Origin of the sequence: Rhizobium sp. 2YAF20, assembly GCF_052114685.1 — a bacterium.
Classification (GTDB): domain Bacteria; phylum Pseudomonadota; class Alphaproteobacteria; order Rhizobiales; family Rhizobiaceae; genus Rhizobium.
This window is the reverse complement of record NZ_JBFRFF010000033.1, coordinates 1-21,740: the sequence shown is the minus strand read 5'-3', so window position 1 is coordinate 21,740 and position 21,740 is coordinate 1. Positions and strand designations below refer to the sequence as shown.

Genomic DNA, 21,740 nt, shown 5'->3' with positions numbered 1-21,740 from the left:
TCTAACCTTCCTGGGTTCTCTATTGCGCTGTCAGTGTTTTCAGATAGCTGATGACATCTGCTCGATCCTGGTCTTTCGGGATTGACGCGCTCATGCGGGTCCCCTTGACCAAGGCGGCTGGCGCTTTAAGGAAGGCGTCGAGAGTAGGCTCATCCCAAGTGAGACCAGACCCTTTCAACGCAGCGGAATAGTTGTACCCAGCAATGCTTCCAGCGGGTCGACCGACAACATTCAAAAGACCCGGGCCGACCTTGTTTTGCTCGGTCGTCGCGTGACAGGCACTGCAGCGGGCAAAGACCTTTTTGCCCTTGTCTGGATCTCCATCGGCTTGTACCGACGAGGCCCCAAGCACGATCACCCCCGCGGCAATCATAACGGCCCTCATTTTTTCCATGGTTCCCTCCTTCGGAAAATCGGAATGGCGAAAGGGGCAGCAATCTTGCCACCCTTGTTGAATTCGATTGTTAAGTTGCACTTCGAGGCTGCCCAATCCTCGAACTCGCGTAGGTAGCGATGAGAAGAGCGATACCTTCCCCAATCACGCCGGTGATGCCCAGGTCACCAACACCGCCTCTCGAAAGCACGGCGGATCCGATGGCGCTGCCCACGGCAAAGCCCAGGTACATGAACGACGTGCTGAGGGAGACTGCGATTGGGACCGCGGGCTGGCCGACCTGAATCAATGTGGCAATCTGTGCTGGATAGAACGCCCAGATCGCGATACCCCAAAAAGCAACCGCAATGACCGTCGGAGCAATGGCCTGATCGGGCGTCAGAACTCTTGCAAAGAATATAAGCGAGAGGAAAACTAACACCGCGAGGGTCAGGCTTGCGGCGACGACCGGTCTTGCTCCCATGCGATCATTCAGGGTGCCACCAAGTACGATGCCGATTGCAGCGCCGATCCCCCAAACCGAGACAACGGCGCTAATTCCATTTGGCCCGAGGCCATCGACCTGGTTCAGATATGGAGCGATGTAGGTCCAGACCGAATAGGTACCGAGCGCCCAGAAGAAGATCACAGCCAGTTCCCGGAAGACTAGGGGGCGTTTAACGATCGCGAGGCGGTCGGAGACCGACGCAACATGCATTTCGGTGCCATCGGTACGAGGCAGCCTTGCAACCAGCGCAACCACTGCGATGATCGACAGGGCTGCGACGCCAAGGAAAGTCACCCGCCACCCAAGGGCGTTTCCAACGAGTGAGCCAATAGGCAGCCCGATTGCGATTGCTATCGTCAAACCACCATTCAAGATGGCAAGGGCCCGTCCGCGTTTCTCTGGCACAACTAAGGCGCCCATCAAGGCGTTTGCGTTCGGGGTGTAAAGTCCCGCCGCCATGGCAAGCAGGACACGGGCAGAAAAAATTCCCCAGTATCCTTGGGATGCCCAGGCCACTAAATTAGCCAACGCGAAAGCCGCCATGGTCAGGACGAGCAGACGTTTGCGGTCGACCCTTCCGAACAGGATGGTTAGGAGCGGCGATGTGATCGCCAAGGTAAGGGTGAAGACGGTGACCAGGCTACCCAGTGCCGAGACTGGAAGTGAAAGATCCTCGCCCATTTTTGGCAGAAGGGGAACAATCATGAACCCCTCCGTGCCAATAGCAAAAGTACCTAATGCCATGATGTAGGCTGGCGCGAGCGACTGACCTGCCGCGCGTTCGCTGGAAATAGAAGTCATTTGGATCGCCTCTGCGCCAGCCTGCAGTTACGACGCTGCCTTGATGAAGGCCATCACGTCTGCATTGAACTTCTCAGCCTGGGTCTGAGCTAGACCGTGAGGCGCACCCGGATAGACCTTGAGCGTCGCATTCTTGACGATCTTTGCGCTCTTGAGGCCAGCTGCTGCGATCGGCACGATCTGATCGTCATCCCCATGAATGATGAGGGTCGGCTTGTCGATCTTCTTGAGGTCGTCGGTGTAGTCGACTTCCGAAAATTCGCGAATGCAATCGTATTCGCCCTTGATTCCGCCTTCCATTCCCATCAGCCAGAACGTTTCACGGAGTCCTTCGTTAACCTTGGCGCCCTCGCGATTGAAGCCATAGAAAGGCATCGTCAGATCCTTGTAGAACTGCGAGCGATCGGTCGCAGTGCCCTTTCGGATGCCGTCGAAGGCTTCAATGGGAGTGCCTTCAGGATTGGCATCGGTCTTGAGCATCAGCGGCGGGACTGCGCCGACCAGCACCACTTTAGAAACCCGCTTAGTGCCGTGACGGCCAATGTAATGCGCGACTTCGCCGCCACCGGTGGAGTGGCCGATCATGACCAAGTCCTTCAGATCGAGATGCTCGATGACCTCAGCGAGGTCGTCTGCATACTGATCCATATTGTTACCGGTCCAGGGCTGATCAGACTTTCCATGGCCACGACGGTCGTGAGCAATGACCCGGAAGCCATTCATGCCGAAATACAGCATCTGTGCGTCCCAGGCGTCACTCGAAAGTGGCCAGCCGTGCGAGAAAAGGATCGGCTGCCCCTTGCCCCAGTCCTTGTAAGCGATTTTGGTACCGTCTTTGGTCGTGACAAAGTTCATGTGATGGTTTCCTTGTTTTGTTTTGGCTGCAGCTTGAGTCTCTCGCGGCAAGCCGACTGCAAATGATGCGGTTACGGCGGCACCGGCCAGCAGCGTATCGCGGCGGCTGATGAGAAATTCATTGGACATTTTCGTTCCTCTCGTCAGGGGATAAGCGCCTCTAATCAGGCGTTTGCGGATGCGTGCACGTCTGCGGAGCCCAGGCGACGCCACGAAGCTGGAGTGTGTTGAGTGGTGCACTTGCCAGCGCTCAGGCGCCGCCACTTGAGCGGGGTGACACCAACCAGACGCTTGAACACCTTCGAGAGATGCGCCTGGTCACTCAAACCACATGCCTGGGCGATTTGGCTCAGCGGTTCGTCGGTTGAAGAGATGAGATATTTCGCGGCATCAACGCGGCGGCTCAAAACGTAGTCGTAGGGCGAGCGGCCGAAGGAGACCTTGAAACCCTTCGAGAACCGGCTTGCGCTCAAGCGCACCTGGTCGCCCAGCTCCTGGACACGGATGCAGCCATCAATGTTTTCATCAATATAGCGGACAACCTTGTTCTTTTGCCAATCGGAAAGGCCCGCAACGGTCTTGTGGGAATTTCGGAGGGAGCCGTGGGCCATGTCCGCGAGCCGAACACGACTTTCCGGACGTAGATCGATTGCAGTGTCTTGAGGTCCTAGACCCCAGACGCGTTCACCGCCCGGGCCTACGAGGAATGGTATGAATGAAACCGTTCGTGTCATGGCAGTGTCCTTTCTGCTTCGATGGCTGAAAGGTAGCTGCAGGCTGCCCCGTAACACGAGCTAAGCGATGTTAAGAGATGTTAGGGCGTCAACGACCCGGAGCGCGTTCCGGTAACAACCCCGATTTCGCCACCACGGTTGCCTGCTACTTGAAGGTTCGCGTGGGCGCCCGATGATACAATAAACGGTTCTAGGGCGAGCCTATATGTGAAGCGAGGCGGATAGGGAGCTCCAAGCACCAAATGCAACAGAATGACGTCACTTTGGATGGACGGACTGATAGTCTCCGGCCCCTGGCTGGACAAGTAGTGCTTTTGACCCGAGCGAATGAAGGGGTCGGCATGGCCACAGCCACCGCGTTGGCTCGATGCGGCGCCAATCTGGCATTGACGCTTCGCGACACGGAAGTTGAGCCTGCTTTGCTAGACGAACTCCGTGGCATCGGCTGTAAAGTCGTCGTGTTTAGAGCGCCGACGGATTCGAGCTCAACACAGCATACCCAGCTGGTTCGACAGGTGATGGCGGAATTCGGCAGGATTGACGTCTTGGTTGCTAACTCTGAATATCGTGTTCAATGGCAAGTTGACGACGATGACCTCGATGAGGACCAAGTTGAGTTCCAATATTCCATGAACGTGAAATCCAATATTGCTCTCATAAGAGCCGTGATCAGAGTGATGACTGACGGCGGACGCGTTATTGCACTTGGGTCGAGCCTGGCTGATCGCGTCGGAACCCCTGGCCTCGCCGATTTTGCGGCAACCCGCGCCGCGTTGGCCGCCTTCTGCAAGGGCGCGGCGCATGATCTGGGGCCGCGCGGAATATCAATCAACGTCGTCCAGATGGGCGCCATCGCATTCGACGCCGTTGCAGTTTCACCGGACATCATCGAATCCGAACGCGCGTCAACTGCCCTCAAGAGGCTTGGAAGGCCGTCGGAAGTTGCAAGTGCAATCACATTTCTTGCTGGGCCGAGCGCCTCTTTCATCACAGGCAGCGTGTTGAACGTCGACGGCGGGTATAACGCATAGCCCGCTTGTTCACGCAGAGGTTCATTGAACCCATGAACCAGTTGGTTTATAGACCATTCAGATATCAAGAATGGGCTGAGCATGAGAGTGGCATCCGTACAAGCGTTGGACCTTTCAGCTTCAGCAGCAGGTGAAAACGACCGCATTTTTGTAGTCTCTCGACCGATCAGGTCTCGCGACTAATGACTGTACTGAGATTTGGTCGTTTCGAACTCGATATCGCTCATCGCAGCCTCTCCGAGTCGGGGAAAATCCTTCACCTTGGCGGCCGTGCTTTCGACATTTTGGCCGTTTTAGTTGCACGAGCTGGGCAGATCATCAGTAAAGATGAACTGATTAAAGCCGTTTGGACGACTACGGCCGTCGACGAAGGCGCTCTGCGCGTCCATATGGTGACGCTTCGAAAGTTGTTGGGGGATAGAGAGGCCGGGCGATATATCGAAAATATCCCTGGACGTGGCTACGCCTTTGTCATGCCGGTCCAATCTGTTGAAGATGGTGAGAGCAGCAGTGACGTGCAGCCGGTTGCGGTTCCAAAGGCGAACATCTCAAGCAGTTTGCCCCGTCTTGCAGGACGATTGATAGGCCGGGAGACTTTTGTTGAGGAGACCGCACGACTTGTGGCCTCGAACCGCCTCGTCACGATCGCTGGTGCCGGAGGAATTGGAAAAACGTCCGTGGCTCTTGCTGTTGGCGAGATCCTGAGCGAGTCACGGCCTGTCCTGTTTGTAGATCTTGCTGCACTCACCGACGGGCGGCTCATCATGCCGACACTTGCTTCGCTGCTTGGAGTCACAGTGTTTTCGGACGATGCCGAGCCCGGCGTCTTGCGGGCATTGGAAGATAGCAATGTTCTGCTTGTTTTCGACAATTGCGAGCACCTGATTCTGGAGGCCGCGTCTTCGACCGAAGACATTCTGACTGCTACGCCTAACGTTTCGATCTTGGCTACCAGCCGTGAACCTCTGCGCGTTTCAGGCGAAAGGATCCGGCAACTGCCCTCGCTGGTCATTCCGCCGGAGGACGTCACCAACGCTGATTGGTCCTCCTTTTCAGCCATGGAACTCCTTATCGACAGGATGATGCTTTCATCTGATGTCGACAGGTTTGATCGGCCTGAGGATTTTGAGACCGCTGCGTCAATCGTGAGGCGGCTTGATGGAATTCCGTTGGCGATCGAATTTGCAGCCTCCCGCGTCGCCCACCTTGGCCTTGTCAATCTTGCCAACTCCCTGGATGACCCGCTGACCGTGTTGCGACGGGGGCGCCGTACCGCCCCACCCCGCCAACAGACCCTGCGAGCCACGCTGGACTGGAGCTTCGATAGCCTGACGCCCACAGAGAAAACGCTTTTCGAATACGTTGCCGTGTTTGCCGGTTCATTTTCGTCGGATGCAGCTTTCTCTGTTAGCGGAGGCCGTCTCTCCGAGGACGACTTCTACGAGGCTTTTGACGGTCTGTTCCTGAAGTCATTTCTATCCGTGAGCGCCGGAGACGGAAGCTATCGACTTCTCGAAACGACCAGGCGCTATGGTCTTGAGAAGCTGGAGAAGAGCGGTCAGTCGGATGCGATCAGATCCGCGCACGCTGTCTATTGTGAAAAGGAGCTGCAAAGCGCGGAAGCCGATTGGAAGGTTCTGGCCACTCCGCAGTGGATGCGACGCTACTCATCTCTGATTAATGACGTCCGGGCTGCGATACAGTGGAGCTTCGACAATGAACGCGACGCCGATTTCGCGATCCGTCTCTCGGCGAAGTCAACGGTTCTGTGGGCGCAACTCGGCCTCATGAACGAACAGACGAAGGTGGTCGAGCAAGCCTTAGCCAGACTTCCAGGTTCCCAGCACGTAGGGACGCGCGTCGAAATGGAGCTTCGGATATCGAGGGGTGGAGCGTTATTCCACGTCCGAGGCTACCCTGCCGACCCTGAAGCCTTGGAGGAATTCGATCGCAGTGCCGAGATTGCGGAATCGCTGGGCGACATGCCCACATTCATAAGAGCTACGGCGGGCCGAGCCTCCATTTGGGTTTCAAACGCGCGATACGCTGAAGCTATTGATATGGCGCTCAAACTCGGAATTCGTTTTCCCCAGATGTCGTTGGGATCTTTCAGCCGGATGCTTGAGCACGGATACTTCTTCCATGGCAACCTCAAGCTAGCCTCTGAACATGTGAACGGATCTCTTCGGGATGCTGAGGGGTCTCTGCGACGGACCCTAAACGATGGTGTCGGTTTCGATCAGCGCATCATTTCACGAGCGGTGCTCATTTTCGTGAAATTCTTGCAGGGTGACACCTCTGAAGCATTCGGGGAACTCGACTCCGCCTTGGAAGAGGCCCGTGCTCTCGATTATTCGATATCAACGTGTTTACTTTTGTTTTTGACGGCATCGCCGATCGCGTTCTTGTCTGGCGATCAAAAGCGAGCGGGTGAGTATCTAGATATAGCCGAGACACTCACCAAAAAGCATGACCTCCACAGATGGTCGCTATGGGTGGCTGCCTATCGGTCCTTTATCTCTGATGGCATTCAACAGCCAGAGACCGAAGAAATTTTCCGTTCGGCAGTCGGAATGAGGTTGGAATACCTGCTCGTCTTGGCGGGCGTTCGGGCGCCGTTAGAGGCCTTGGATCGAGGCATAAAAGGAGAAGGCGGCTGGTGCCGTCCAGAACTACTGCGGATAAAGGCCAAGGTATTAAACAAGTCCGATCCAATTCTAGCCCAGTCGCTGGTGGAAGCTTCCCTGGATGAAGCACGTCGGATGGAAGCCCCCTTCTGGGAACTGAGGGCGGCCAACACAGCCTATGAACTGGCGGGGCCTAATCAGGAGATCAAAGCGCGTAACATGATCAAGAGCACTCTCGATAGAGTCGACGGAGCCTATTTGACCGCCGATATTGCGAAGGCACGGGAGATTCTCGACCTCGGTGATCTCTGACGGACGGGTCGACCGCCCGCCAGAAACACGACGATCAGACTTAGCGCGGAATCGGATTGTCGATCAGGCTTTGGTTGAACTGCGTGAAGAAAACGTGTTCGCCGGAACCGGGGTTGTCGCGCAGCGGTTTGACCATGTCGACGACAATTTCGGGCGACTCACTCGCAAGCTTCGCCATCGTCTCGTTGATGAAAGCTTCCAGCGGCATCGCCCGAGGATCACCGCTCTTCTTGATCAAATCGGTGTCAACCCACGGCGGAGCGATCTCCTGCACCGAGACAGAGGTCTCGCGAAGTGCGAAACGCAGCGACAGCGAATAGGAGTGCAATGCTGCCTTCGTGGAGGAGTAAACGGCATTGTAGGCGATCGGCACGTAGGCGAGCACCGACGTGTTGTTGATGATCACGGCGTCTGCCTTCGTCTTGAGATGCTCGACGAGTGCAGACGTCATCCGGATGGGACCGAGAAGGTTGGTGTTTACGATGCTTTGGAGAACTGTCTCCTCGATGGGATGCGCGGCGTCATCAAACGGCATGATGCCAGCATTGTTGACCAGGACGTTGAGGTCTGGGTAGTCCGCAACAATGCGCTTTGTCACCGAGTTGATGCTTTCGACATCGGTTATGTCCAGCTCGTAAGCCGCCATCCCGGGATTGGCGTTGATGACGTCATCGAGATATGACTTTCGGCGCCCTGAAATGATCACCTGGTTCCCGAGCTTGTGGAACGCTTCAGCGAGGCCGCGACCGATGCCGGAACCGCCACCAGTGATGAAAATCGTGTTTCCCTTAAGGTTCATTGCTATTCTCCTTGGAAAATTGAGCGATGCTGCCCGACCCCATTCAGGACCGGCGCAGCGTTGAGATCGACCAATCTGGCGGAGAAAAGGCGCTTAGGTTTGCTGGCCCGTGCGCCGTCGCTGCAATCCGTGTTGGCTCGACAACATCACGATCGAGCAACGGGGGCGATATTGCGAGTTAAGGCTTGCTAAGAGAAATTAAGGTCCTGAACGCCCTATTGAGCGGGAATTTGCACAATTTCGGAAGCCGCGGCGGGGTCGCCTGAGGTTGCGATTGGAAGGACGATTTCGAATATCGCGCCACCTTCGCCGTGGTTCCTAGCAGACAACGACCCACCATGAGCCTCAACGATCGTCTTGCAGATCGCGAGGCCCATCCCCATTCCATCACCCTTCGTTGTGAAGAACGGAGTGAACAACTTCATGATATTTGCTTCATCTATGCCTGTGCCGTGATCCCTTACCGATACCTTTAAAAACTCTGAGTCATCGCCATGGATTTGCAGGGTAATCTCGCGCGATGCGTCAGGCACATCCTTCATTGCATGAAGGCCGTTCGTGATCAGATTTGCGATGACCTGCTGTAGCTCGACCTTATCGGCGACCACAGCGCCGCTCCTCGCGAAATCAATCCGAACCGTCGTCGCGCTGCTGGTCGTTTCCCTCTCGAGCAAGCCCACGACATCCAAGACGAGTTCGCCCAGATCAAGGATCTCAGGCCGCTTGCCACCACCCTTCAGCCTCTCGCGGGTTCTCTGGATAATCTGGCTAGCCCTGACGCTGTGTTCAACAGCTCTTTCCGCGGCCTTGGTCGCCGCCGCAAGATCGGGCGGGCTCGTTTGAAGCCATCGAACGCACGCTTGGGCAAACATGACAACCGCACCGATCGGCTGATTGACCTCATGAGCAATCGATGCTGAAATTGCGCCGACAGTTGCAACACGGCTGGCGCGTGCGAGTTCGCCTTGGGCAACGAGCAGTGCTTCCTTCGCCTGTTCGCGTTGGGTAACGTCGATCATAGCGCAGGCGACACGGTCATATGCCGCGGCATCATCTGGGAAAGCGATATAGAAAACCACGATAACTTCACGCCCGTCGTGGCGCAAAAGCTTGGTTTCGATCTCGAGATTATGAACCTGGTTCGACATCGCTGTAACGATCGAAACAGCGAGATCATTGCTAGGCGGTAAGAAACGGTCAATTGATCCCAGAACGTCGTGACGGGACGCGCAGCCCAGTAGCGGGACCGTTGCTTCGTTAACGTCAACAAAGCGTATCAGCTGTGAGCATTCATTACCAAAGCCAGGATCCGACACAAGAAGTGCGGAGATATCGACCCTATCATTCCGCAGTTTTTCAATGCGTTGATATAGTTCGGCGAGTTCAACCTCACCTAGCGAGACGTGCGACTGTTCAAAGATCGAACGGTAGCGCTTTTCACTCTGCGCGAGCGCACCAAGGGTACGGCGCCTTGCGCTGGCATCGAACGCGACCCAGCTCATTCCGCCGGTGATGGCGAGATAGAACCCAACGGCCACGAGACCGCTGTAATCAGCGAGCGCCTGGGCCGCCACTGGCGAGAAAGCACCGCCGATGATGCCACCAATGTTAAAAGCGATCGACGTTCCAGTGTACCGGACCCGTGCCGGAAAGAGGCCTGGAAGCCAAGCTCCCAACGGCCCGTTCACGAAGCCCATCGAAAACAGCGAGAACGCAAGGAACAGGAAAATGACGAAAAGCGATCCGCTGCCCAGCATTGGAGACAAGGCAATACCCGAGACAATCGTCCCGAAGCAGCCGTAGATGAGAACGCGCTCAGGCTCCATGCGATCTGACAGCCAACAAGCGAGGACGATGGCGACAGCCATGAAGCCGATTGCGCCCAGCTCGACCATCAGGAAGGTTGGTCGAGAGTAGCCGAGCGTGGATGTTCCGTAGCCAAGCGCGAAGGCTGTTACGGTGTAATACAGCGAAAAGCATGCGACGACGCCGAAAACGCCAGCAACGACGGCGCCCATGTGGTCGCGAAGGACCTCGACCAATGGCACGTTTGCTGGCTGCGCCTCGGCCATTGCCTCCTGGAATTCCGGCGTCTCTACGAGATTGAACCGGACCCAAAGCCCCATAACGACCAAAGGAGCACTAGCAAGGAAGGGTACTCGCCACCCCCAGTCGACGAACTGCTCCGGTGATAGAGCGAGGGTTAGGCACAGAAATAATCCATTGGCTAGAACGAAGCCGATCGGTGCACCGAGCGGCGCAAACATAGCGAATCGAGCTTTCCAACCAGGAGGCGCGTTCTCCAGCGCCAGCAAAACAGCGCCTGTCCACTCGCCGCCGAGTGCCAGGCCCTGTCCGAACCGAAGCATGCACAGAAGAAGTGGAGCGACCCAACCAACCACTGCATAAGTCGGCAACAGGCCGATTGCCGCTGTGGAGATCCCCATCATGAGTAGCGATGCCATCAAGGTGGTCTTACGGCCGACCCGATCACCGAAATGTCCGAAAACGGCTCCGCCGAGGGGGCGGGCAATAAAGGCGATGCCGAAGCTCGCATAAGCGCCTATTAGCTCCAAAGAGCTGACGGAAGCTGGGAAAAACAGCGGACCGAAAATCAAGCTGGCAGCTGTGGCGTATATGTAGAAGTCGTAAAATTCGACAGAAGTCCCGATGAGGCTGGATAACAGGACCCGGACCGTCATTGGCCGGTCAATGCTTGGATGGAAACTCCTCGCGGGCGTCAAAATCGCGCTATCGATCATAAAATTCTAAGCCGTTCCTGGAGTTGTCGGCAAAATGCGTCGTTGGTTCCCGTAGGCTCCGGATTTTTTGTAGTCAATGTCCGACGCTCAAATCCAATACCATTGGATAGGGTTGGCTTGCTACGGTCAGCGGCCAATTCATATTGACGGGTTCGATCCGCAGAAGCTATGTGTCGAGCTGGACACGAAATGCTTCTTGAAGGGTTCAACCGATGACAACGCGCCCATTAAAATCCGCGGCGGTTAGCCCAGCCGATAGTTCGGCCGCGTTGGTTATTGTCGTCGATGATGACGATGGTATGCGAGAGGGTCTTCGAGAGATCCTGCAGTCGGTGGGAATTGAGACCCTTGGCTTTGGATCAACTGCGGAACTACTGGGAGAAGCACTTCCTGATCGTCCCGGCTGCCTCGTCCTCGACGTCAGGTTGCCGGGCCTAAGTGGGCTCGATCTGCAAACCAAGCTCAATGCATTGGGTAATCAGTTGCCGATCATATTCATGACAGGGTATGGGGACGTCCCAATGAGCGTCAGGGCAATGAAAGCTGGTGCAGTCGACTTCCTGACCAAGCCCTTTCGCGACCAAGAAATGCTGGACGCCGTGGCGATTGCCATTGAAAAGGATCGGGCCCGACGCTCAGAGGTTTCGGCAAACTCTGAAGTTACCGCCTTGGCCGCAACGCTCACCCCCCGCGAAAAGCAGGTGATGGCGGCCGTTGCCACGGGCCTTCTAAACAAGCAGATCGCTCACGAGCTGGGACTTAGTGAGATCACGGTCAAGATTCACCGTGGAAACGTCATGCGGAAGATGAAAGCCACATCAATCGCCGATCTGATTCGTAAGGTAGACAGCCTGCAACCTGCCAGCGTCGGTTAGCGAGATCTAGCGAGTGAGTTTTCCACCTGCTTTGATAAGATCTTCCACGGTGTCCACGTCGAGGCTGGCCGCGGCGCCGATCTCAACTTCAATGATCGGGACGCCAGAACTCTCAATGATCTGACGGGCGCCGATATCGCCTTTCAACTCCATCACAGACACGCAGCGACTGCGGGAGAATAATTGGATTTCCGCGTTTGCCATGAAAAGTGGCGCGGACAATAGCCTTTCCGCCAGAATTCGCAAAAGCCTGGATCAGCGGCGCCAGGTGGTCGGCTGTAAGGCCCGGCATGTCCGCTAACATGATGAGAACCCCATCAGCCGAAATAACCTCGGAGGCGGAAAATCCGGCGGTCAATGAGGTCGCCATACCGCTACGGCAATGTGGATTGTAGATAGTCTTAACTGGGATACCTGATAAGGCGGCAGAGATTTCATCGTGCCGATGACCCACTACCACAGCAACCGAGCTGGCGCCGCTCCTCAGCGCCGCAATGGCTGAGCGGCGAACGAGGGGAACATTATCAAATTCTGCCAGGAGCTTGTGCTTTCCGCCCTCGCCGATTCTGCTGGCCGTTCCGGCGGCGAGCAGGACAACCGCGACCGAAAATGATTTCGCAGAAGTCGGCGCAACGCTCACGCCTTCAGCCTTCGATACACTTCACGAGGTCATCTGCAAGGATGGGCTTTTGCAGTAGAGCTTGCGCTCCACCGGCAAGAGCCTTCCGAATGATGCTTTCGTCCTTCAGGGCCGTCATCATCACTATTCGCATGTCGGGGTGATTTTTTCTAACAATGTCCAGGAGTTCGAAACCGCTCATGCCGGGCATGTTGATGTCTGACAGCAGCAAGGTGAGACCCTCTTTCTGATCGAAGGTCAGGAATGACTCACCTGACGGGAATGGCAACGGCTCGTAACCCATCGCTTCCAGAAAGCCGCTTGTTGCCTCAAGCAGCACTTCGTCGTCATCGACGATCGCTACGGATTTCTTAACGGCAGACACTGGGCTTTTCCTTTCACGGCTGCCGATGCAGCCTCGCGGCGACAGTAGGACTTTTCCGAGCCCTCCGAAATCATACGATGGTTTGTATTTCACGCATTGCTAATGAAGCGTATTCCCGCCAACGGACACGACCCACTCGCGCCGACGCTGAGGTCTGACGGTTGCACCAATCACTTCGCCGCCGACATCGTTGCGAGATCGGCTTGCGGCCCGCATGATCTTGCTTCTCTGGAACGGAGATAGAATGCCCTGATAGACGATCTCGTCGGTGAGGTCTGGAAAATGGATCGGGATGCGCTCGAATACAGTCTCTGAGGGCGTATCAAAGGCCAAGCCGCTTCCGTACGCTGCAGCTTTCATGATGCCAGAAGAGCGTGCGATGGTGCCGAGATAGACATTCATAATAAAATTCCTTGGGCTGATTTGTGAATGAGCAAGAGATGCCCTGTTCCCGTCCACGTTTCGATTGAACAGTGGTTTCGGCACCCCAAACTATTGTATGGGGTGATGAATGCTGATCCTGAGATCTGCGCCTTCACGTCCCCGCCGTTGTTCAGAACAGCGTCTCGTACCCGCCGCAGAATCTCCTATTGCTTGGGGGTCAAAGCGAGGCCGACCTATACCGGCGTATGGGGTGGCAGCACCTTGGTTGTGATTGAACCATCCCTTTCATCGGGTAGCCTCCCACTTCATCACCGGTACCGCGATCGCCATTTTTTAAACGATCGCATATCGACAATGACCTGGGAGAACACAATGAACAGCTCGTCATTCGGCGAATTCGCATTCGACCTCCAAGCTCGACAGCTCACCCATCTGGGAGAGCGCGTGCACTTGGGGCCAAGGGCATTCGATATCTTCGCTTCGCTTGCGAGCCGCCCGGGTGAGATCATAACGAAAGACGAGATCATCAAATCGGTATGGGGCAGCACTCATGTCGACGAAGGAGCGCTGCGTGTTCACCTGGTTGCCCTTCGAAAGGCATTCGACGATAAGGGCGCCACCGGGATCATCCGCAACGTCGCGGGAAAGGGTTACGTTTTTGCCGCCTCTGTGACCCGCAAACAGCCCTTGGACGCGGCGGTGCAACAGGCTCAGGAGGGCAACCTCCCCTGGCTACGCCGACCTTTGGTCGGTCGCGATGCAGTTTTGGCACGGTGGGCACATGAGCCTCACCGTTTGGCGACCATCGTCGGCCCCGGAGGTTCTGGAAAGACTGCGGTTGCAATCGCGATTGGGAACCTCCTGCGACTGGAAAGGAAGGTGTTCCATGTTGACCTAACTGAGGCTCGCGACGAAGGGGACTTACTCTCGGCTGTAGGAAAGGCGCTACTGCAGCACTCGCGCACTACATTGACGGTCGCGAGAATCGCTGATGCGGTAAGCGATGACGACATCATGCTTATTCTGGATGGCTGCGAACACATCGTGGACGACGTCGCAACGTTCGCCGAAACGTTTGTCGCCAGCACGGGCTCTGCCATGGTTCTCGCGACCAGTCGCGAACCACTACGCAGCGTTGGCGAACGCGTCAGGTACCTAACCGGACTCGAACTCCCGGGAAATGGCGACACGGAATGCTTGGAAGCCTCCCCCGCCCTCACTTACTTTCTGGAAGAAGCCTTAGCTGCGGGCGCTGAGATCGATGCTGCTGACCCACGGACAATCATGCTTGCTGCCAATATTGTCCGTCGATTGGACGGCCTGCCACTTGCACTCGAACTCGCAGCGCACCGCGTAAGGGACCTTGGCATTTCTGGTCTCCACGCAGCACTAGATGAGCCTCTGGGAGTTCTTCGCTTTGGCCGCCGGACTGCGCCCGAGAGACACAAGTCCTTACGTGCGAATTTGGATTGGAGCTACAGGTCTTTGACGTCAGAAGAACAGGACGCGTATTGCACGCTTGCGAGCCCTGAGTCGACTGGATCGCGCCATCGCCGCATCGATGATGAGGCAATGGAAGGATTGATTTCGAAGTCCCTGCTGAAGTTTTCTTCTGGATCCCATTCCTGGTTTCTATCTGAGGCGTCGGCACAATTCGCCGCCGAATTGGTCGCGAAGCAAGGTCGTGACAACTTCGGGATGCCGGGAATGCCCGGCCGTAGCCTGCATCCAACGCCTGAAATGGGTTCGGGACCAAGGCCTAGCTGATTCAATCGGCTCAGATTCGCGAATCTGCACCCCTCAATTTTCAGCTACTTTAAGCTCGCGGGGCTTGAAGGCTGACGGCTGCGTTCGTATCCCCTTTTGAAAAGGGAGATGACAATGGCACCGTCTGTGAGGGAACGGATCTTGGCGGCTGGTCTCGAGCGCTTTCACGCGCTTGGATATAATGGTTGTGGCGTCCAAGAAATTTCTGACACCGCCGGAGTTCCAAAGGGAAGCTTCTATAACCATTTCAAATCGAAGGAAGAGCTGGCCATCGCGGTGTTGGAACAATACGCGGCTTCCTTTCAACGGGAAGTTCTCTTCGACGCCAACCTCGCACCCATAGATCGGATACGACGCCACTTCGAATTTTGCCTGGCGCGTCATCAGCAAGCCGGTTTTGACCGCGGTTGCTTGATTGCCAATCTAACCGCGGAGAGTTCGACGACGGTTCCTGATTTACAAGCAGCCCTCCGATCGGATCTCGACAGCTGGACAAAGAGCTTGGCAGCAGCCGTGAAAGCAGCACAAGAAATCGGACAAGTTCGTTCAGATATCGAGGCGAGCGAACTCGCCCGATTTTTGGTGAACAGCTGGGAAGGTTGTGAACTTCGCACGAAACTATCCGGCGACCATGGTCCGCTGGATGACTTCTTCAAAATGGCCTTTGCAATGCTCAGCAATGTAGGTCCGCATCAACTTTAGAAGCGCCCCATAATGTTAAACGGTAGCTTGCTCATCGGTGGAACCGTCCGGATGGACAAAGGAAGGGGTTCTTTGCAGTCGAGGCTGCGACCGGCGACAGCTTGAAGCGCTGGCGCACGATCCCTTGCAAGGCCCAAACCCCCAGCACCGTCATCTGGACAGCCTAGCGGGGGAAATCCGGCACCTCTTTCGAACAGATCCCGAATGCGTCAAGCCAGGTGCCAACGCCTCCCCCTTGGCCCGCAATTTGACGGCTGCCCCCGGTTATTTCGACCTTAACATCACTTAATATGCCTTAACTCGCGTGATTGGCACCCGGCAGGCAGTATCTCCTCGGAAACACCACACGGCTCAAGCCGCATCACCGAGGAAGGAATACAGCATGTCCGTCACATTGGAGACAGCACCTACCGAATACGTCGAGGCAGGGGGCCTTCGGTTCGCCTATCGCCGTCTTGGGCCGACGACCGGCGTGCCGCTCGTCTTTATGCAGCATTTCACCGGAACGATGGATGCTTGGGATCCGATCGTTGCCAATTCACTTGCAGCGGACCGCCCGGTGGTGATCTTCAACAACGCAGGCGTCGGCACATCCGGCGGCAAGACGCCCGACAACGTCGATCAGATGACGACCGACGCTGAGAACTTCATCAACGCACTTGGCCTTGGTGAAGTCGATCTCCTCGGCTTCTCGCTCGGCGGTTTCTTGGCGCAGATCATGGCCGCCCGTTCCGCCGTCAAGGTCCGCAAAATCATCCTGGCTGGCACCGCGCCAAAGGGCGGGGAAGAGCACCTCATGGAGGTCGTCGAGGATGCGTTTTCCAAGAATGCTCCTGATGTGCGCCTCCCCCTCTTCTTCCCGCCGTCAAACGCAAGCCAGGCGGCAGCGAGAGCCTTCGTTGCCCGAGCTACTGTCCGCAAAAACGATCGTGACCCCGAGAGCGGCGACGACGTCAGCAATCCTCAGGCCGCGTCCATTATCGGCTGGTGCGCTGAGCAAGACCCGGACCATGCCTCCCTGAAAGCCATCAAGCAGCCTACTCTGATTGTTCACGGAAGCGACGACACCATGTTCCCGTCGATCAACGCGTACGAGATGTTCAAGAACATGAGTGCGGCCACCCTGATCATCTACCCCGACTCGGGCCACGGCGCACTCTTCCAGTATCCAGAAACCTTCGTCACCCACGTCAAGACATTCCTGGACGCCTAATCGCGTCACGACAACACGGAGAAATACCATGAACGCACTTGCAAAGAAGATTATCGACGCCCACGGCGGTCTCGATCAGTGGAAAAAGTTCTCTCAGCTGTCCGCCCACCTCGTTCAAGGCGGCGCCCTTTGGACACTGAAGGGCCAGGCAGGAAAGCTTGACGAAACGAACGTCACCGTCGGTCTCGGCGATGAATGGGCATCGCACTCCCCTTTGGGTCCCGAGGCGAAGATCACACGCTTCGAACCAGGCGAGGTCACCATCAAGGACAACGGCGGGAATATCGTTGGCGAACTCGAAAGCCCTCGCGCGTCGTTCGCTGGCCACACCTTGGAAACACCGTGGTCTGAGGAGCAGCTTGCCTACTTCGCCGGGATCGCCATGTGGACCTATCTCAACATGCCGTTTCTGCTCGCGGCGCCGGGTGTCAAAGCCGAAGAGCTCGGCGACTGGACGGAGAAAGGCGAGACCTGGAAGCGCCTTAAGGTGACGTTCCCGAAAGAAATCGCGACCCACAGCACCGTCCAGACGCTCTACGTCGATGAATCCGGTCTGCTGAAGCGTCACGATTACGACGTCGAGATCGCTGGTAACACACCTGGTGCGCATTACATCAGCGACTATATCGAAGTTCAGGGAATCAAGTTCCCTACCGTGCGCCGCATCTTTCCGCGCCAGCCCGATGGACAATCGATGGCCGAGCCGTTGGTCGTTTCCATCGATCTCTCTGACATCAAACTAAGTTGATCGCCCGGCGGGCGAGGCACTGCCCTCGCCCGTCCTCAAATGGTCGCGTACGGTGGTCGACCTGCAATCGGCCGCTCGTCACACAAGCCGCACGAGCCATCACCGTACCCGATCTAACAATCGCGCTAATCGCGCCCAGCCACTGCTGAGTGCAGTGTCGCCCCGATCCCTCAAAGCACTGGATAACAGCATGAGTGTCGTCGACCTCCCCCTCGCCAGAGCCATGATCGAAAAAGCCGAACACGCGGCCAAACAGATCGGCGTTAAGTCCACAATCGTCATTCTCGATGGTGGTGGAGACCTGGTCGCCATGGCGCGGATGGACATGGCTTGGCCAGGAGCATTCGATTTGGCGATCGGCAAAGCCCGGACAGCCAGAGCGTTCCACGCCCCGTCCGCCGTCTTCGTTCCGATGATCCAGCCAGGACAATCGCTATTCGCCGTCAGCTCGGTCAATGGCGGGACTTTCGTCATCCTTGGTGGGGGCATCCCGATCCTTCTCGATGGCAACGTGGCAGGAGCCGTTGGCGTCAGCGGCGGCTCAATCGATGAGGATATCGCGGTTGCTGAAGCCGCGCTTAAAGCTCTTCCGACCCCAAACTAGCAGAAGAAATCCAATAACTAGACGGCAAAAGGGAGCCGGTATGTCCGGTTCCCGAAGATCGACGCGGCTTCTAACTGCAGGATACTTCGAAGATTTTGCGGCCCCTCGTTTTGATGAGGGGATCCAAAACGAGAGGCCGCGACGCGAATGCGGGTTGGAGAGCATTCGCCGCGAGGGCCTTGCCCTTACGACCAGCGGCTAGCGGGAGGGCGGTCCCGTGCGGCTGATGAGACGAATGTACCCAATTGCGCGGCCAATTCTTTGACGATCCGATCCTTTGACTACGCTTCCTACCGACTCCCCACTCAGGCGCTTCGCTAGTTGAAGCATCAACGACGCGGCGGCGAAATCATCCAATATTTGACCCCGTCCGGCACTTTAAGGAGAACCTATGAAAAACTTTAGCGAAGCAGTTGTCCCACACCTTCCGTCGTTGAGGCGTTTTGCGCGAGGCCACTGTCAAGACGTGGATGCAGCGGATCTCCTCGTGCTCACCACTCTAAAGAAATTGCGAGCTCGGTGGCTGTGGATGGGACACTCGAATGTACGACTCAGCGCTCTTAGGTTGATGTCTGGCCTGGTGGAAGGGCAGGTGTCGGCAACGCCGTCCGCTGACCATTCTGAAAACCATGGGCAAAAAGTCATCGGACCAGCGACCGCTTTGTCAAAACTGGCGCCGTTCCAACGAAGCTCGATCCTTTTAACTTCGGTCGAACGGCTCTCTCATCGCGAGGCTGCGCAGGTCCTGGATATTTCGGAGGGCGAGCTTCTACGTTTGCTGCCGCAAGCGCGGGAGCAGCTCAGGCTCGTTGTCGAAGCGCCGTTCCGGCAAACTCTCATCAAAGGGCATTACCTGCGGAGGGTAAAGTGACAGTTCCGGTAATCACAGAAGCAGACCTTCAATCCTTCATCGATCACAGTCTCGCTCCGGAGAAAAAACTCGAAGTCGAGAAATATCTCCATAACGATCTGGGCGCCGCCCAGCGTGTAGGCACCTATGAACGGCAGGCCGAAGCTCTTCGTCGAACGCTTGATCCCGTCGGGGCTGAAGATGTTCCCGCGAGCCTAAACGTCGCACTCCATAATGCAGGATATCATCAGCCGCGACCGACGGCGCTCGTCCTTGGGGCGGTGGCGGGCATTTTTATCGGGTGTTTAGCCGGGTGGATCTCCCGCCCGTTGCTAGAAGCAGGCACTTCGATACAATCCCCCGGTCAATCACCACAGCCAACCGGATGGGGGGCCCCATGAGTACGTGCAGCCATGGATCTAGCGTACACAGAGTGAAACCTCGTACACTGGGCTGCGAGGAATGCCTGGCGATTGGACAAGGCTGGGTACACCTCAGGCTCTGCCGGGAATGCGGCCATGTCGGATGTTGCGATGACTCCATCGGTCACCACGCCACCAAGCATTTTCAGGAGACCGGCCACCCGATAATCGAGGGCTACGATCCTCCCGAAGGTTGGGGGTGGTGCTTCGTCGACGAGACCATCGTCGAACTTCCTGATCGGACACCACACCCGGGACCTATTCCCAAATTCTATTGAAGCCGGACCGGCGGAGCATTCTCATGGCAAATTCGAATAATCGCGCGGAACAGATGTTCCCGGTCTTGAGCCCGACACAGATGATATCGGCCCAGAGGTTCGCCAACGGGGAACCTCACCACTTCTCTGCAGGCGAGATAGCGGTGCATTTCGGCGAAAAAGACGCGCCAGTCTGGCTCGTGCTTGAAGGAAGCTTGGACGTCTTTCGACACGACGGCCTTTCGCATGAATTGAATGTGGTGACCCATTCGCCCGGCCAGTTCACAGGCGAGGTCAGTCAACTGGCAGGTCGACCTTCATTGGTGAGAGGCGTCGCCGGTGCGGAGGGATGCGTTGCGCTACCCTACGACGGATCACACCTCCGGGCGTTGGTTATTGGTTCAGCCGACATTGGCGAATTGGTGATGCGAGCCTTTATCCTTCGTCGAGTTGCTTTGATCGACACCGGAGGTGCTGGTTCGATCCTAATTGGCACCCCCGGAAGCGCCGCAATCACCCGTCTGCAGGGATTTCTCACGCGTAGCGGCTATCCGCACTTGGTTCTCGACGCCTCCGCCGACGAGAGTGGCCGTGAACTCGTCAAAAAGCTTGGCGTCTCGGCCGACACGTTGCCTGTCATGGTTTGTCCTAGCGGCAGTGTGCTCAACAATCCAAGCAATCAGGAAGCCGCTCTTTGCTTGGGGATCACACCGGACATTAACACTGACGTTCTGTACGACGTCGCAGTCGTGGGGGCAGGCCCCGCTGGATTGGCCACATCGGTCTACGCCGCATCCGAAGGCTTGAAAGTTATAGTCTTGGATGAACGAGCTGTCGGCGGCCAAGCCGGGGCGTCGGCTCGAATCGAGAACTACCTTGGCTTTCCAACGGGAATATCGGGACAAGCTCTCGCTGGCAGAGCGTTCAACCAAGCCCTCAAGTTTGGTGCAGAGATTGCGCTGCCAATCGAAGTTCGAAAATTTGTGCCCGCATCAGATGGTTATCACTCCTTGGAACTGGATGACGGTCGGTCCGTTCGCGCCAAAACTGTCGTAGTCGCGTCAGGTGCTCGGTACCGCCGACCAGCCGTCGCGGACATTGATAAATTCGAGGGATCGGGGATTTCCTACTGGGCCACATCTGTTGAAGCCCGCCTCTGCCAAGGTGAAGAGATCGCGCTTGTTGGCGGCGGCAATTCCGCGGGTCAGGCGGTCGCCTATCTGGCGCCGCAGGTAAAGAAGCTGCATCTGGTTGCCCGCCGCCCCCTGGAAGAAACAATGTCTCAGTATTTGGTGGACCGCATCGGGCAGCTACCAAATGTCGAAATCCATATGGGCTGCGAGATCGACGCTGTATCCGGCGACACCCGCTCTGAGCTTTCTGGAGCCGTCGTTAGGAACAACGCGACGGGTGAAAAGCGAGATCTCGAGCTGCGCCATATGTTCCTCTTCATCGGTGCGGATCCCAACGCGGGGTGGCTGGTCGAGCATGTGAAGCGCGATCGCTCTGGCTTTATTCTCACAGGCCCCGAGACTACCGGCGCCAACGACGGTCAACGCACATCTCTTGAAACTAGCCTTCGAAATCTTTTCGCGATTGGCGACGTCAGGTCCGGTTCAACAAAGCGCGTCGCTGCCGCTGTCGGCGAAGGCGCAGCCGTCGTATCCCAAATCCATGCCGCATTGAAGGCATTCGCCTAACACACATGTGGCTCGACAACCATTTTATCTCAGGACGACGCTCCCGAGCACGGACGATGTCACCAGGCTTGAAGCCCGGATGCCTGGAGCGAGTCACTTCGCACACCGTCTCCCCCTCCATGACGCCGTCGATCGGTACTGTAAGCGGTGAACCCAGGCCGTTATTTTTGGAAGTTCCACGGCATGAGAGCCTCGATATCGCTGGCTGGCCATCCGGCCGCGATGCGTTCGAGAGTTTGTGTCAGCCATGCGAGCGGATCGACATTGTTCATTTTTGCGGTCTGAACGAGCGTTGCGATCGTGGCCCACGTCCGACCGCCGCCAGCACTGCCGGCGAAGAGCGAGTTTTTTCGAACGATAGCTTGGGGCCTGATAGCCCGCTCGACGATGGCCTGATAGCCCGCTCGACGAT

At 56.7% G+C, this 21,740-nt stretch carries 21 protein-coding genes and 1 pseudogene; 11 read left to right on the top strand and 11 right to left on the bottom strand.

From position 1 onward, the window contains the following. Window positions 1–19: 19 nt before the first annotated feature. From AB4Z52_RS27330 to AB4Z52_RS27315, 4 genes are all read right to left on the bottom strand, one after another. Window positions 20–490 (bottom strand): c-type cytochrome, encoded by a 471-nt coding sequence (locus tag AB4Z52_RS27330; RefSeq protein WP_442221026.1) that lies wholly within the window; start codon window positions 488–490, stop codon window positions 20–22. Continuing rightward, the gene (locus AB4Z52_RS27325) at window positions 465–1,625 is read right to left on the bottom strand and encodes an MFS transporter (RefSeq protein ID WP_442221064.1); all 1,161 of its coding nucleotides are present in this window, start codon (window positions 1,623–1,625) and stop codon (window positions 465–467) included. The genes AB4Z52_RS27330 and AB4Z52_RS27325 overlap by 26 nt, the downstream gene beginning before the upstream one ends. 84 nt (window positions 1,626–1,709) lie before the next feature. Next, the gene (locus AB4Z52_RS27320) at window positions 1,710–2,537 is read right to left on the bottom strand and encodes an alpha/beta fold hydrolase (protein ID WP_026157650.1); all 828 of its coding nucleotides are present in this window, start codon (window positions 2,535–2,537) and stop codon (window positions 1,710–1,712) included. 164 nt (window positions 2,538–2,701) lie between these two features. Next, window positions 2,702–3,148 (bottom strand): helix-turn-helix domain-containing protein, encoded by a 447-nt coding sequence (locus tag AB4Z52_RS27315; RefSeq protein ID WP_017996728.1) that lies wholly within the window; start codon window positions 3,146–3,148, stop codon window positions 2,702–2,704. A 365-nt stretch (window positions 3,149–3,513) separates the two neighbouring features. Between AB4Z52_RS27315 and AB4Z52_RS27310 the strand changes: the two genes are divergently transcribed. Further along, on the top strand, window positions 3,514–4,302 hold the full coding sequence (locus AB4Z52_RS27310) for an SDR family NAD(P)-dependent oxidoreductase (RefSeq protein ID WP_442221025.1): 789 nt from the start codon (window positions 3,514–3,516) through the stop codon (window positions 4,300–4,302). A gap of 182 nt (window positions 4,303–4,484) precedes the next feature. Beyond that, window positions 4,485–7,241, top strand: a complete 2,757-nt coding sequence (locus AB4Z52_RS27305; protein ID WP_442221024.1) for an ATP-binding protein — start codon at window positions 4,485–4,487, stop codon at window positions 7,239–7,241. Window positions 7,242–7,281: 40 nt separating this feature from the next. Here AB4Z52_RS27305 and AB4Z52_RS27300 read toward each other — a convergent pair whose 3' ends face one another. Together AB4Z52_RS27300 and AB4Z52_RS27295 are read right to left on the bottom strand one after the other, a co-directional pair. Further along, window positions 7,282–8,040 (bottom strand): SDR family oxidoreductase, encoded by a 759-nt coding sequence (locus tag AB4Z52_RS27300; protein WP_130794393.1) that lies wholly within the window; start codon window positions 8,038–8,040, stop codon window positions 7,282–7,284. 215 nt (window positions 8,041–8,255) lie between these two features. Beyond that, entirely contained in the window at window positions 8,256–10,742 is a 2,487-nt protein-coding gene (locus AB4Z52_RS27295) for an MFS transporter (RefSeq protein WP_442221023.1), read from the bottom strand. Window positions 10,743–11,014: 272 nt separating this feature from the next. Here AB4Z52_RS27295 and AB4Z52_RS27290 point away from each other — a divergent pair, with 272 nt between their 5' ends. Further along, window positions 11,015–11,677 carry a response regulator transcription factor gene (locus tag AB4Z52_RS27290; RefSeq protein ID WP_130732297.1) on the top strand — a complete coding sequence of 221 codons (663 nt, stop codon included), beginning with the start codon at window positions 11,015–11,017 and terminating at the stop codon, window positions 11,675–11,677. Window positions 11,678–11,683: 6 nt separating this feature from the next. On the opposite strand, the pseudogene AB4Z52_RS27285 reads toward AB4Z52_RS27290, so the two are convergent. From AB4Z52_RS27285 to AB4Z52_RS27275, 3 genes and pseudogenes are all read right to left on the bottom strand, one after another. After that, window positions 11,684–12,317: pseudogene (locus AB4Z52_RS27285) on the bottom strand (nucleotidyltransferase family protein). Window positions 12,318–12,321: 4 nt separating this feature from the next. After that, window positions 12,322–12,681, bottom strand: coding sequence for a response regulator (locus AB4Z52_RS27280; RefSeq protein ID WP_017965619.1), 360 nt, complete (start codon window positions 12,679–12,681; stop codon window positions 12,322–12,324). 99 nt (window positions 12,682–12,780) lie between these two features. Then, window positions 12,781–13,083, bottom strand: coding sequence for a hypothetical protein (locus AB4Z52_RS27275; protein WP_442221022.1), 303 nt, complete (start codon window positions 13,081–13,083; stop codon window positions 12,781–12,783). Window positions 13,084–13,110: 27 nt separating this feature from the next. Between AB4Z52_RS27275 and AB4Z52_RS27270 the strand changes: the two genes are divergently transcribed. The 8 genes from AB4Z52_RS27270 (at window position 13,111) to AB4Z52_RS27235 (ending at window position 21,328) form a co-directional block, all read left to right on the top strand. Continuing rightward, window positions 13,111–14,832, top strand: coding sequence for an ATP-binding protein (locus AB4Z52_RS27270; protein ID WP_442221021.1), 1,722 nt, complete (start codon window positions 13,111–13,113; stop codon window positions 14,830–14,832). Between the two features lie 114 nt (window positions 14,833–14,946). Continuing rightward, the gene (locus AB4Z52_RS27265) at window positions 14,947–15,534 is read left to right on the top strand and encodes a TetR/AcrR family transcriptional regulator (RefSeq protein WP_442221020.1); all 588 of its coding nucleotides are present in this window, start codon (window positions 14,947–14,949) and stop codon (window positions 15,532–15,534) included. Between the two features lie 382 nt (window positions 15,535–15,916). Next, window positions 15,917–16,747: an alpha/beta fold hydrolase gene (locus AB4Z52_RS27260; RefSeq protein WP_442221019.1), complete on the top strand. Its 831-nt coding sequence runs from the start codon at window positions 15,917–15,919 to the stop codon at window positions 16,745–16,747. A gap of 28 nt (window positions 16,748–16,775) precedes the next feature. Further along, window positions 16,776–17,495 carry a hypothetical protein gene (locus AB4Z52_RS27255; RefSeq protein WP_442221018.1) on the top strand — a complete coding sequence of 240 codons (720 nt, stop codon included), beginning with the start codon at window positions 16,776–16,778 and terminating at the stop codon, window positions 17,493–17,495. Window positions 17,496–17,685: 190 nt separating this feature from the next. After that, window positions 17,686–18,099, top strand: coding sequence for a GlcG/HbpS family heme-binding protein (locus AB4Z52_RS27250; protein WP_442221017.1), 414 nt, complete (start codon window positions 17,686–17,688; stop codon window positions 18,097–18,099). Window positions 18,100–18,490: 391 nt separating this feature from the next. Beyond that, window positions 18,491–18,970 (top strand): sigma factor-like helix-turn-helix DNA-binding protein, encoded by a 480-nt coding sequence (locus tag AB4Z52_RS27245; protein ID WP_442221016.1) that lies wholly within the window; start codon window positions 18,491–18,493, stop codon window positions 18,968–18,970. Window positions 18,971–19,346: 376 nt separating this feature from the next. Then, complete coding sequence (locus tag AB4Z52_RS27240; RefSeq protein ID WP_442221015.1) at window positions 19,347–19,649, top strand: UBP-type zinc finger domain-containing protein; 303 nt, start codon at window positions 19,347–19,349, stop codon at window positions 19,647–19,649. A 23-nt stretch (window positions 19,650–19,672) separates the two neighbouring features. After that, window positions 19,673–21,328: an FAD-dependent oxidoreductase gene (locus tag AB4Z52_RS27235; protein ID WP_442221014.1), complete on the top strand. Its 1,656-nt coding sequence runs from the start codon at window positions 19,673–19,675 to the stop codon at window positions 21,326–21,328. Here AB4Z52_RS27235 and AB4Z52_RS27230 read toward each other — a convergent pair. Beyond that, on the bottom strand, window positions 21,234–21,449 hold the full coding sequence (locus AB4Z52_RS27230; protein ID WP_442221013.1) for a hypothetical protein: 216 nt from the start codon (window positions 21,447–21,449) through the stop codon (window positions 21,234–21,236). The two genes, AB4Z52_RS27235 and AB4Z52_RS27230, sit on opposite strands and share 95 nt — an antisense overlap. A 40-nt stretch (window positions 21,450–21,489) precedes the next feature. Beyond that, window positions 21,490–21,740 (bottom strand): transposase domain-containing protein (locus AB4Z52_RS27225; RefSeq protein WP_442221012.1); only part of this gene is annotated, 251 nt, incomplete at its 5' end.